We start from the raw sequence: 14,253 nt of genomic DNA, 5'->3' as shown, positions 1-14,253 counted from the left end.
AAAGTGGGGCTCAGTCTACTCAATCGTAAAAATTATTGATCTATTCTCAACTGACCGTCGTCTAGCATGCTCTGTATGAAATCAGATGAGCTTCCACCCTCTGGCATCTGAACACCTTTCAACACAATCTGTTGATCTGCATTGCTCCCATCTGATGCCAACCCCCCATCAGACTTAATGTGCAGCACGGTATCTGCACCCTGTTGTTCAGCTTTAATATATTGGTCCAGATTTTCCGCATTTTCACCTTGCAATAGATCCGCTATATCCAAACGATCTGCTGCTGAGTCGACACCAAACTGCCCTAAATTGAAGTCCATAACCTGATCCACAGCAGGTCTCTGCTCTGAACCTTCATCGCCCGACTCCCATACAAAGGTATTGGCGCCACTACCGCCATACATGATGTCATTACCAGTACCACCTATCAGCGTATCATTGCCTCCTTGCCCAAACAGAATGTCATCACCATCACCACCGATCAGAATATCATTACCTCCTCCTCCGGCAGGATTATTGAACTCTGAATGGTTTTCAGTAATGTACGTATGAATCTGCTCAGCAGACACCTGATTAGGATCCGTAATACCTAGTTGACCAGCAACGTACGCTTTAAGGGCAGGCAACCCATTACTATTAATACCTGCAAAGGTAACCTGATCTCCAAATAGGATATCATTTCCATCACCTCCGAAAACTGTATCGTCACCAGACGGCAGTTGAACATTCTCTCCAAGGATGGCATCCGCGAGTTGCTCAGGATCGATATTTGACTGAACAATACCGTCAGAGTCGTATGCCCGCAGATTACTTTCATTCAGTTCGTTGCCCACGCCAATAGCATTAACCGACGATACAGCATCTAACAGTTCAAATGATTCCTGTGAATTTTGGACCACCGTTTGTGTGGTATTTCTGCCATTACCATCAAGTACAGAAATTTCGTATGTACCATCTCCCTCTGCTCTTACCTGTCCTATAACACTGCTACTCCAACTTCCTCCACCACATCCAGAGCTATGAGTCCACTGTTGGACATTGCCATTTGAATCAATAACTTCTCTGACTTGGCCATCAATATTCATCGAATATGACTGGCCAGGTACATAGTCAATGTCATCGATAGTCAAGTTCCAACGATTACTTCCTCTGGAGCCTACAACCACCGTCTCCCTCTCATTGGCTTGATAATACGTCGGCAAACCATCGGTAATAAAGTAGGTCTGGTTAGTACCAGGATTGGCTTGTACAGCGTCTGAATAGAACCAGTTGGCCGTGGTTTTAAATACGTCTTCGTAGTTAGTACCCCCACCACGCTGAAACTCATTTAACACCGACTGAAGTTTTGACAGTGCCTGCGGATCCGACAAATTGACACTGACATTTTTTCCAGCCTGTGTATCAAACTCTACCAAGAAGATGTTAACGGTGCCGGCATTATCCTCGCCCACACTCTGTTGGAGTGTATTAAACACTTCGGTCAGCGATGCCTTAGCATGGGCAATATCGGCAGTCGACATACTGCCCGATGTATCTACCATGAACGCTAGGTTGTAGTTTTCACCTGGCACTAACTGAAGACCTGCAACATCACCAATGATAATGTCATTTGCACTGGTGCCAGCTATCGTGTCGCCACCGGGCGAGCCGACGATGATGTTGTATTGTTCAACTGCGTTAGTAACAGTGCTGGTTGCACTATCAACGATAACTAGCTGGCCGTCCTCATAAACCGGATTACCATCCGCGTCGCGAATAATCTCTTTCGATGTAACGCTAGCCTCTAGATGGAACTCTCCAGCGTCCACAGGCACAGTCACAGACAATACGATGTCATTGAGATCGGCCTGATCCGGGTTGCTAATTAACCAACCACCGTTATTTTGAACAAGCTCTACACCTTGTGGCGCATTTGCTAATTCAACCGTTGAGCCAGCGGGTATACCACTAAGCTTAATGCCAGATAATATTTCACTACCATCCGTATCAGTGAGCGCAGCTGATAGCTCAACTGTGTACTGTTGGTATACATCGCCTGTTGTGATTTCAACGCTGGTACGGTCACTTGAGGCAGTGTAGGTAGTGCCATCTGCGTAAATAACGCCTTCGAGGTTGTTGCTCATCTGGCCAATCAAGTATCCCTGCTGGGCACCAGAAGAGTAAGAGACTCGAACACCGTCTAATGTATTGACCTTAGTCTCTGAATTATTATTCGTACTCCAAGTAACCCCGTAATCATACCCTTCTTCTTGGGAGACAAAGATATAGTCTTGTTTCGCTCCGCTCGTTGCTTGGGTTCTATTCCCGGAAACGGAATCCAAACTTCTCCAGTTTCCGTCCTGCGAGTAGCCGCTGCCCGAATGTACTACAAAAATATCGGCGTAATCGCCACTACCATTGGCATTACCCTGGCCATAGTACTGTACAACGCCAGCATTCGAAGTGCCGGGATTGGCAATTTCAGGGGCACTATCCCCTTCCGTTAACCACACACGAACGCCATCGCCTATCTTAACAATCTGGCCATTTTGAACATCAAAGCCACCAGCAACCCCACTACCACCGTTTACTTTGATAATTTCACTACCTACGTCGCCCTGCTTTTCACCAGGTGTTACCACCATGGAGATTTCCGGTGCGTCCGCAATGGGTTTGATATCAATTTGTAGTGTTGCTTCTTCGCCCTCGTTGCGAGCATCGGTCGGGCGGAAAGAGAGGTGGGCATAGTCAGCCTGCTGGTTACCGACTCCTTCACCCTCATAACCGTCAAAGCCTGACTCGTTCTCAGCTGGCAAGAAGCGCAACATCCCTGAATCGATTTGTGCTTTGGTGAAGTGGCTGTTTTCACTAACACTCTGCCAGTTCCCATCGGCGTCTTTAAATTGCAGCGTGCCCGCTTCAGGCAGCCGAGTAATAGTGACACCTAGCTCTTCATCAGCAGAATCATCATCTGAAATATTAAAGTCATCCCACTTAATCGCCAGTGCAGTGTCTTCTTTACCGACGATCTGGCCACCCTCAGCACTAGGAGCGAGGTCGATTCCGTAGCCGCGGTCAGCCTCGGCACTGTAGGGGTTGCCTGCGTCGTCGCTACCGGTCACTTCGGCACTGATGGTGTCGTTCTCAGCCAGCAGTGAGCCCGGTACGTCGATGGCGTAGGTCAGGTCGGCACCTACGGTGCCGGTGAACTCCTGGCCACCCACGGTCAGGGTGACGGTGTCACCTTCGCGGGCGTCGCCGCCCACGGTGCCGGTGATGGTGATGGTCTGGGTCGCTTCTTCGCCGTTGATCACGTCGTCACCGGCGATGGTGTCGATGGTGATGGTGGCTTCGGCCTCGGTATTCACGCCGTAGCCGCGGTCGGTCTCGGCGCGGTAGGCGTTGCCTGCGTCGTCGCTACCGGTCACTTCGGCACTGATGGTGTCGTTCTCAGCCAGCAGTGAGCCCGGTACGTCGATGGCGTAGGTCAGGTCGGCACCTACGGTGCCGGTGAACTCCTGGCCGCCCACGGTCAGGGTGACGGTGTCACCTTCGCGGGCGTCGCCGCCCACGGTGCCGGTGATGGTGATGGTCTGGGTCGCTTCTTCGCCGTTGATCACGTCGTCACCGGCGATGGTGTCGATGGTGATGGTGGCTTCGGCCTCGGTATTCACGCCGTAGCCGCGGTCGGTCTCGGCGCGGTAGGCGTTGCCTGCGTCGTCGCTACCGGTCACTTCGGCACTGATGGTGTCGTTCTCAGCCAGCAGTGAGCCCGGTACGTCGATGGCGTAGGTCAGGTCGGCACCTACGGTGCCGGTGAACTCCTGGCCGCCCACGGTCAGGGTGACGGTGTCACCTTCGCGGGCGTCGCCGCCCACGGTGCCGGTGATGGTGATGGTCTGGGTCGCTTCTTCGCCGTTGATCACGTCGTCACCGGCGATGGTGTCGATGGTGATGGTGGCTTCGGCCTCGGTATTCACGCCGTAGCCGCGGTCGGTCTCGGCGCGGTAGGCGTTGCCTGCGTCGTCGCTACCGGTCACTTCGGCACTGATGGTGTCGTTCTCAGCCAGCAGTGAGCCCGGTACGTCGATGGCGTAGGTCAGGTCGGCACCTACGGTGCCGGTGAACTCCTGGCCACCCACGGTCAGGGTGACGGTGTCACCTTCGCGGGCGTCGCCGCCCACGGTGCCGGTGATGGTGATGGTCTGGGTCGCTTCTTCGCCGTTGATCACGTCGTCACCGGCGATGGTGTCGATGGTGATGGTGGCTTCGGCCTCGGTATTCACGCCGTAGCCGCGGTCGGTCTCGGCGCGGTAGGCGTTGCCTGCGTCGTCGCTACCGGTCACTTCGGCACTGATGGTGTCGTTCTCAGCCAGCAGTGAGCCCGGTACGTCGATGGCGTAGGTCAGGTCGGCACCTACGGTGCCGGTGAACTCCTGGCCGCCCACGGTCAGGGTGACAGTGTCACCTTCGCGGGCGTCGCCGCCCACGGTGCCGGTGATGGTGATGGTCTGGGTCGCTTCTTCGCCGTTGATCACGTCGTCACCGGCGATGGTGTCGATGGTGATGGTGGCTTCGGCCTCGGTATTCACGCCGTAGCCGCGGTCGGTCTCGGCGCGGTAGGCGTTGCCTGCGTCGTCGCTACCGGTCACTTCGGCACTGATGGTGTCGTTCTCAGCCAGCAGTGAGCCCGGTACGTCGATGGCGTAGGTCAGGTCGGCACCTACGGTGCCGGTGAACTCCTGGCCGCCCACGGTCAGGGTGACGGTGTCACCTTCGCGGGCGTCGCCGCCCACGGTGCCGGTGATGGTGATGGTCTGGGTCGCTTCTTCGCCGTTGATCACGTCGTCACCGGCGATGGTGTCGATGGTGATGGTGGCTTCGGCCTCGGTATTCACGCCGTAGCCGCGGTCGGTCTCGGCGCGGTAGGCGTTGCCTGCGTCGTCGCTACCGGTCACTTCGGCACTGATGGTGTCGTTCTCAGCCAGCAGTGAGCCCGGTACGTCGATGGCGTAGGTCAGGTCGGCACCTACGGTGCCGGTGAACTCCTGGCCACCCACGGTCAGGGTGACGGTGTCACCTTCGCGGGCGTCGCCGCCCACGGTGCCGGTGATGGTGATGGTCTGGGTCGCTTCTTCGCCGTTGATCACGTCGTCACCGGCGATGGTGTCGATGGTGATGGTGGCTTCGGCCTCGGTATTCACGCCGTAGCCGCGGTCGGTCTCGGCGCGGTAGGCGTTGCCTGCGTCGTCGCTACCGGTCACTTCGGCACTGATGGTGTCGTTCTCAGCCAGCAGTGAGCCCGGTACGTCGATGGCGTAGGTCAGGTCGGCACCTACGGTGCCGGTGAACTCCTGGCCGCCCACGGTCAGGGTGACGGTGTCACCTTCGCGGGCGTCGCCGCCCACGGTGCCGGTGATGGTGATGGTCTGGGTCGCTTCTTCGCCGTTGATCACGTCGTCACCGGCGATGGTGTCGATGGTGATGGTGGCTTCGGCCTCGGTATTCACGCCGTAGCCGCGGTCGGTCTCGGCGCGGTAGGCGTTGCCTGCGTCGTCGCTACCGGTCACTTCGGCACTGATGGTGTCGTTCTCAGCCAGCAGTGAGCCCGGTACGTCGATGGCGTAGGTCAGGTCGGCACCTACGGTGCCGGTGAACTCCTGGCCGCCCACGGTCAGGGTGACGGTGTCACCTTCGCGGGCGTCGCCGCCCACGGTGCCGGTGATGGTGATGGTCTGGGTCGCTTCTTCGCCGTTGATCACGTCGTCACCGGCGATGGTGTCGATGGTGATGGTGGCTTCGGCCTCGGTATTCACGCCGTAGCCGCGGTCGGTCTCGGCGCGGTAGGCGTTGCCTGCGTCGTCGCTACCGGTCACTTCGGCACTGATGGTGTCGTTCTCAGCCAGCAGTGAGCCCGGTACGTCGATGGCGTAGGTCAGGTCGGCACCTACGGTGCCGGTGAACTCCTGGCCGCCCACGGTCAGGGTGACGGTGTCACCTTCGCGGGCGTCGCCGCCCACGGTGCCGGTGATGGTGATGGTCTGGGTCGCTTCTTCGCCGTTGATCACGTCGTCACCGGCGATGGTGTCGATGGTGATGGTGGCTTCGGCCTCGGTATTCACGCCGTAGCCGCGGTCGGTCTCGGCGCGGTAGGCGTTGCCTGCGTCGTCGCTACCGGTCACTTCGGCACTGATGGTGTCGTTCTCAGCCAGCAGTGAGCCCGGTACGTCGATGGCGTAGGTCAGGTCGGCACCTACGGTGCCGGTGAACTCCTGGCCGCCCACGGTCAGGGTGACGGTGTCACCTTCGCGGGCGTCGCCGCCCACGGTGCCGGTGATGGTGATGGTCTGGGTCGCTTCTTCGCCGTTGATCACGTCGTCACCGGCGATGGTGTCGATGGTGATGGTGGCTTCGGCCTCGGTATTCACGCCGTAGCCGCGGTCGGTCTCGGCGCGGTAGGCGTTGCCTGCGTCGTCGCTACCGGTCACTTCGGCACTGATGGTGTCGTTCTCAGCCAGCAGTGAGCCCGGTACGTCGATGGCGTAGGTCAGGTCGGCACCTACGGTGCCGGTGAACTCCTGGCCACCCACGGTCAGGGTGACGGTGTCACCTTCGCGGGCGTCGCCGCCCACGGTGCCGGTGATGGTGATGGTCTGGGTCGCTTCTTCGCCGTTGATCACGTCGTCACCGGCGATGGTGTCGATGGTGATGGTGGCTTCGGCCTCGGTATTCACGCCGTAGCCGCGGTCGGTCTCGGCGCGGTAGGCGTTGCCTGCGTCGTCGCTACCGGTCACTTCGGCACTGATGGTGTCGTTCTCAGCCAGCAGTGAGCCCGGTACGTCGATGGCGTAGGTCAGGTCGGCACCTACGGTGCCGGTGAACTCCTGGCCACCCACGGTCAGGGTGACGGTGTCACCTTCGCGGGCGTCGCCGCCCACGGTGCCGGTGATGGTGATGGTCTGGGTCGCTTCTTCGCCGTTGATCACGTCGTCACCGGCGATGGTGTCGATGGTGATGGTGGCTTCGGCCTCGGTATTCACGCCGTAGCCGCGGTCGGTCTCGGCGCGGTAGGCGTTGCCTGCCGCATCTTCGCCGCTCACAGAGGCGCTGATGCTGTCGTTGTCGGCCAGCAGCGATCCGGGCACGTCGATGGCGTAGGTGAGGTCGTCGCCCACCAGGCCGGTGAAGGTCTGGCCACCCACGGTCAGGGTGACGGTGTCGCCAGCCTTGGCGTCGCCGCCCACGGTGCCGGTAACGGTGATGAGGTTGCCCTCGGCCGCTTCGGCGCCGTTGATCACGTCGTCACCCGCCAGGGTGTCGATGGTGATGGTGGCAGTGGCGTCCAGGTTGACGGTGTAGTCACGCTCGGCGTCGGCGCTGTAGGGGTTGCCCGCCGCATCTTCGCCGCTCACAGAGGCGCTGATGCTGTCGTTGTCGGCCAGCAGCGATCCGGGCACGTCGATGGCGTAGGTGAGGTCTTCACCCACCAGGCCGGTGAAGGTCTGGCCACCCACGGTCAGGGTGACGGTGTCGCCAGCCTTGGCGTCGCCGCCCACGGTGCCGGTAACGGTGATGAGGTTGCCCTCGGCCGCTTCGGCGCCGTTGATCACGTCGTCACCCGCCAGGGTGTCGATGGTGATGGTGGCAGTGGCGTCCAGGTTGACGGTGTAGTCACGCTCGGCGTCGGCGCTGTAGGGGTTGCCCGCCGCATCTTCGCCGCTCACAGAGGCGCTGATGCTGTCGTTGTCGGCCAGCAGCGATCCGGGCACCTCGATGGCGTAGGTGAGGTCTTCGCCCACCAGGCCGGTAAATTCTTGGCCGCCCACGGTCAGGGTGACGGTGTCACCGGCCTTGGCGTCGCCGCCCACGGTGCCGGTAACGGTGATGAGGTTGCCCTCGGCCGCTTCGGCGCCGTTGATCACGTCGTCACCCGCCAGGGTGTCGATGGTGATGGTGGCTTCTGCGTCCAGGTTGACGGTGTAGTCACGCTCGGCGTCGGCGCTGTAGGGGTTGCCCGCCGCGTCTTCGCCGCTCACGGAGGCGCTGATGCTGTCGTTGTCGGCCAGCAGCGATCCAGGGACGTCGATGGCGTAGGTGAGGTCTTCGCCCACCAGGCCGGTAAATTCCTGGCCGCCCACGGTCAGGGTGACGGTGTCGCCGGCCTTGGCGTCGCCGCCCACGGTGCCGGTAACGGTGATGAGGTTGCCTTCGGCCGCTTCGGCACCGTTGATCACGTCGTCACCCGCCAGGGTGTCGATGGTGATGGTGGCAGTGGCGTCCAGGTTGACGGTGTAGTCACGCTCGGCGTCGGCGCTGTAGGGGTTGCCCGCCGCATCTTCGCCGCTCACAGAGGCGCTGATGCTGTCGTTGTCGGCCAGCAGCGATCCGGGGACGTCGATGGCGTAGGTGAGGTCTTCGCCCACCAGACCGGTAAATTCTTGGCCGCCCACGGTCAGGGTGACGGTGTCACCGGCCTTGGCGTCGCCGCCCACGGTGCCGGTGACGGTGATGAGGTTGCCCTCGGCCGCTTCGGCGCCGTTGATCACGTCGTCACCCGCCAGGGTGTCGATGGTGATGGTGGCTTCTGCGCCCAGGTTCACGTCATAGGACTTGTCGGTCTCAGCGCTGTAGGGGTTGCCGGCCGCATCTTCGCCGCTCACATAGGCGCTGATGCTGTCGTTGGCCGCCAGCAGCGATCCGGGCACGTCGATGGCGTAGACCAGGTTGCCGTTGGCATCGGCGGTCACCAGACCGGTAAATTCTTGGCCGCCCACGGTCAGGGTGACGGTGTCACCGGCCTTGGCGTCGCCGCCCACGGTGCCGGTGACGGTGATGAGGTTGCCCTCGGCCGCTTCGGCACCGTTGATCACGTCGTCACCTGCCAGGGTGTCGATGGTGATGGTGGCGGTGGCGTCCAGGTTGACGGTGTAGTCACGCTCGGCGTCGGCGCTGTAGGGGTTACCCGCCGCATCTTCGCCGCTCACGGTGGCGCTGATGCTGTCGTTGTCGGCCAGCAGCGATCCGGGCACGTCGATGGCGTAGGTGAGGTCTTCGCCCACCAGACCGGTAAATTCTTGGCCGCCCACGGTCAGGGTGACGGTGTCACCAGCCTTGGCGTCGCCGCCCACGGTGCCGGTAACGGTGATGAGGTTGCCCTCGGCCGCTTCGACACCGTTGATCACGTCGTCACCCGCCAGGGTGTCGATGGTGATGGTGGCTTCTGCGTCCAGGTTGACGGTGTAGTCACGCTCGGCGTCGGCGCTGTAGGGGTTGCCCGCCGCATCTTCGCCGCTCACGGTGGCGCTGATGCTGTCGTTGTCGGCCAGCAGCGATCCGGGCACGTCGATGGCGTAGGTGAGGTCTTCGCCCACCAGACCGGTAAATTCTTGGCCGCCCACGGTCAGGGTGACGGTGTCACCAGCCTTGGCGTCGCCGCCCACGGTGCCGGTAACGGTGATGAGGTTGCCCTCAGCCGCTTCGGCGCCGTTGATCACGTCGTCACCCGCCAGGGTGTCGATGGTGATGGTGGCTTCTGCGTCCAGGTTGACGGTGTAGTCACGCTCGGCGTCGGCGCTGTAGGGGTTGCCCGCCGCATCTTCGCCGCTCACGGTGGCGCTGATGCTGTCGTTGTCGGCCAGCAGCGATCCGGGCACGTCGATGGCGTAGGTGAGGTCTTCGCCCACCAGACCGGTAAATTCTTGGCCGCCCACGGTCAGGGTGACGGTGTCACCGGCCTTGGCGTCGCCGCCCACGGTGCCGGTGACGGTGATGAGGTTGCCCTCGGCCGCTTCGGCACCGTTGATCACGTCGTCACCTGCCAGGGTGTCGATGGTGATGGTGGCGGTGGCGTCCAGGTTGACGGTGTAGTCACGCTCGGCGTCGGCGCTGTAGGGGTTACCCGCCGCATCTTCGCCGCTCACGGTGGCGCTGATGCTGTCGTTGTCGGCCAGCAGCGATCCGGGCACGTCGATGGCGTAGGTGAGGTCTTCGCCCACCAGACCGGTAAATTCTTGGCCGCCCACGGTCAGGGTGACGGTGTCACCAGCCTTGGCGTCGCCGCCCACGGTGCCGGTAACGGTGATGAGGTTGCCCTCAGCCGCTTCGGCGCCGTTGATCACGTCGTCACCCGCCAGGGTGTCGATGGTGATGGTGGCGGTGGCGTCCAGGTTGACGGTGTAGTCACGCTCGGCGTCGGCGCTGTAGGGGTTACCCGCCGCATCTTCGCCGCTCACGGTGGCGCTGATGCTGTCGTTGTCGGCCAGCAGCGATCCGGGCACGTCGATGGCGTAGGTGAGGTCTTCGCCCACCAGACCGGTAAATTCTTGGCCGCCCACGGTCAGGGTGACGGTGTCACCGGCCTTGGCGTCGCCGCCCACGGTGCCGGTAACGGTGATGAGGTTGCCCTCGGCCGCTTCGGCGCCGTTGATCACGTCGTCACCCGCCAGGGTGTCGATGGTGATGGTGGCTTCTGCGTCCAGGTTGACGGTGTAGTCACGCTCGGCGTCGGCGCTGTAGGGGTTGCCCGCCGCATCTTCGCCGCTCACGGTGGCGCTGATGCTGTCGTTGTCGGCCAGCAGCGATCCGGGCACGTCGATGGCGTAGGTGAGGTCTTCGCCCACCAGACCGGTAAATTCTTGGCCGCCCACGGTCAGGGTGACGGTGTCACCGGCCTTGGCGTCGCCGCCCACGGTGCCGGTGACGGTGATGAGGTTGCCCTCGGCCGCTTCGGCACCGTTGATCACGTCGTCACCTGCCAGGGTGTCGATGGTGATGGTGGCGGTGGCGTCCAGGTTGACGGTGTAGTCACGCTCGGCGTCGGCGCTGTAGGGGTTACCCGCCGCATCTTCGCCGCTCACGGTGGCGCTGATGCTGTCGTTGTCGGCCAGCAGCGATCCGGGCACGTCGATGGCGTAGGTGAGGTCTTCGCCCACCAGACCGGTAAATTCTTGGCCGCCCACGGTCAGGGTGACGGTGTCACCAGCCTTGGCGTCGCCGCCCACGGTGCCGGTAACGGTGATGAGGTTGCCCTCGGCCGCTTCGACACCGTTGATCACGTCGTCACCCGCCAGGGTGTCGATGGTGATGGTGGCTTCTGCGTCCAGGTTGACGGTGTAGTCACGCTCGGCGTCGGCGCTGTAGGGGTTGCCCGCCGCATCTTCGCCGCTCACGGTGGCGCTGATGCTGTCGTTGTCGGCCAGCAGCGATCCGGGCACGTCGATGGCGTAGGTGAGGTCTTCGCCCACCAGACCGGTAAATTCTTGGCCGCCCACGGTCAGGGTGACGGTGTCACCAGCCTTGGCGTCGCCGCCCACGGTGCCGGTAACGGTGATGAGGTTGCCCTCAGCCGCTTCGGCGCCGTTGATCACGTCGTCACCCGCCAGGGTGTCGATGGTGATGGTGGCGGTGGCGTCCAGGTTGACGGTGTAGTCACGCTCGGCGTCGGCGCTGTAGGGGTTACCCGCCGCATCTTCGCCGCTCACGGTGGCGCTGATGCTGTCGTTGTCGGCCAGCAGCGATCCGGGCACGTCGATGGCGTAGGTGAGGTCTTCGCCCACCAGACCGGTAAATTCTTGGCCGCCCACGGTCAGGGTGACGGTGTCACCGGCCTTGGCGTCGCCGCCCACGGTGCCGGTAACGGTGATGAGGTTGCCCTCGGCCGCTTCGGCGCCGTTGATCACGTCGTCACCCGCCAGGGTGTCGATGGTGATGGTGGCTTCTGCGTCCAGGTTGACGGTGTAGTCACGCTCGGCGTCGGCGCTGTAGGGGTTGCCCGCCGCATCTTCGCCGCTCACGGTGGCGCTGATGCTGTCGTTGTCGGCCAGCAGCGATCCGGGCACGTCGATGGCGTAGGTGAGGTCTTCGCCCACCAGACCGGTAAATTCTTGGCCGCCCACGGTCAGGGTGACGGTGTCACCGGCCTTGGCGTCGCCGCCCACGGTGCCGGTAACGGTGATGAGGTTGCCCTCGGCCGCTTCGACACCGTTGATCACGTCGTCACCCGCCAGGGTGTCGATGGTGATGGTGGCTTCTGCGTCCAGGTTGACGGTGTAGTCACGCTCGGCGTCGGCGCTGTAGGGGTTGCCCGCCGCATCTTCGCCGCTCACGGTGGCGCTGATGCTGTCGTTGTCGGCCAGCAGCGATCCGGGCACGTCGATGGCGTAGGTGAGGTCTTCGCCCACCAGACCGGTAAATTCCTGGCCGCCCACGGTCAGGGTGACGGTGTCACCGGCCTTGGCGTCGCCGCCCACGGTGCCGGTAACGGTGATGAGGTTGCCCTCGGCCGCTTCGGCACCGTTGATCACGTCGTCACCCGCCAGGGTGTCGATGGTGATGGTGGCTTCCAAATCGGCATCGGCATCAGCGTCTGCGTCTGCGTCTGCGTCTGCGTCTGCGTCTGCGTCTGCGTCTGCGTCGGCATCAGCGTCGGCGTCTGCATCCGCGTCGGCATCGGCATCCGCATCTGCATCCGCGTCGGCATCTGCGTCGGCATCTGCGTCGGCGTCCGCATCGGCGTCAGCGTCAGCATCTGCATCGGCGTCGGCGTCGGCGTCAGCATCCGCGTCTGCGTCTGCGTCTGCGTCTGCGTCTGCGTCTGCGTCGGCATCGGCATCAGCGTCGGCGTCTGCATCCGCATCTGCGTCGGCGTCAGCATCCGCGTCGGCATCTGCATCTGCATCAGCGTCGGCGTCGGCATCGGCGTCAGCGTCGGCATCAGCGTCTGCGTCAGCATCGGCATCGGCATCGGCATCGGCATCGGCATCGGCATCGGCATCAGCGTCTGCGTCTGCGTCGGCATCCGCATCCGCATCTGCATCTGCATCGGCGTCAGCATCGGCGTCTGCGTCTGCGTCTGCGTCTGCGTCGGCATCGGCGTCGGCGTCGGCGTCGGCGTCGGCGTCGGCATCAGCGTCTGCATCGGCATCTGCATCCGCATCTGCGTCGGCATCTGCATCTGCATCCGCGTCTGCGTCTGCGTCTGCGTCTGCGTCTGCGTCTGCGTCTGCATCAGCGTCGGCGTCGGCGTCTGCATCGGCGTCTGAGTCAGCATCTGCGTCGGCATCAGCATCAGCATCTGCGTCTGCATCGGCGTCCGCGTCAGCATCCGCATCGGCGTCTGCGTCGGCATCCGCATCGGCATCGGCATCGGCATCGGCATCCGCGTCGGCGTCCGCATCTGCATCTGCATCTGCATCTGCATCTGCATCCGCATCCGCATCGGCATCGGCATCGGCATCGGCATCGGCATCCGCATCAGCGTCTGCATCGGCGTCGGCGTCGGCATCTGCATCGGCATCGGCATCTGCATCTGCATCTGCGTCGGCATCTGCATCGGCATCGGCATCGGCATCCGCGTCTGCGTCTGCGTCTGCATCCGCATCGGCGTCCGCATCTGCATCAGCATCAGCGTCTGCATCCGCATCAGCGTCCGCATCTGCATCGGCGTCGGCATCGGCGTCCGCATCGGCGTCTGCATCACCATCTGCATCGGCATCGGCATCAGCATCGGCGTCGGCGTCGGCGTCGGCGTCAGCGTCCGCATCAGCGTCTGCATCGGCGTCCGCGTCGGCATCGGCATCGGCATCGGCATCGGCATCAGCGTCGGCATCCGCATCAGCATCAGCATCAGCGTCTGCATCGGCGTCGGCGTCGGCATCCGCATCAGCGTCTGCATCGGCATCAGCGTCGGCATCGGCATCGGCATCGGCATCGGCGTCCGCATCGGCGTCCGCATCCGCATCTGCATCGGCATCTGTGTCATCAGCAGCAGCGGTAGCGGCGGCGCCACCATCAAATTCTACGAATTCGGCGCCTTCCAGTCCGCCTTCGGTGCTGAAGCTTTGTGGGTCGGTTTCTTCGGCAATACGGGCAACGCGCACGAAGCTGCTGCCGCCACCGCCGCCGCCACCTGCGCCAGCACCGGCCGCTGTGGCATCCAGGATATCGAGGAGGTCACCGTCTTCATCTTCGAGGGCGGCAAGCAGGGCTTCCAAATCATCGTCCAGAGCGCTGGCGTCCGTGGCGACAATGGCATCGACATCCAGTTCAGGGGTGACGGCCACTTCCTGGCCACCCTCGACCACATTGGCGCCGGTACCATCGGCAAAATCCAGCTCTACACGACCATCGGCGGAGGTGACGAGGGTTTCACCTTCCTGGATGACGTCGCCAATACGCAGTTCACGCAGGTTGCCGTCTTCGTCACGCGCCCATGCTTGACCTGAAATCGAGATAACCGTTGCCGTTGCCATGTCTTGTTCTCCACCCACTGCTCGA

The 14,253-nt window shown here is 62.2% G+C and carries 1 protein-coding gene; it reads right to left on the bottom strand.

Annotated elements, in window-relative coordinates:
• Nucleotides 1-32 precede the first annotated feature (32 nt).
• Entirely contained in the window at nucleotides 33-14,228 is a 14,196-nt protein-coding gene (locus LG409_RS05720; RefSeq protein ID WP_227407793.1) for an Ig-like domain-containing protein, read from the bottom strand.
• Between the last annotated feature and the right edge of the window lie 25 nt (nucleotides 14,229-14,253).

Origin of the sequence: Halomonas sp. NyZ770 (assembly GCF_020616575.1) — a bacterium.
Lineage (GTDB): Bacteria > Pseudomonadota > Gammaproteobacteria > Pseudomonadales > Halomonadaceae > Vreelandella > Vreelandella hamiltonii.
The sequence above is the reverse complement of the archived record's forward strand: the minus strand, read 5'-3'. Positions and strand labels throughout refer to the sequence as shown.

Coding starts and splice junctions, on each gene's coding strand:
- LG409_RS05720 (WP_227407793.1), bottom strand. CDS start 14,228: ATGGCAACGGCAACGGTTATCTCGATTTCAGGTCAAGCATGGGCGCGT.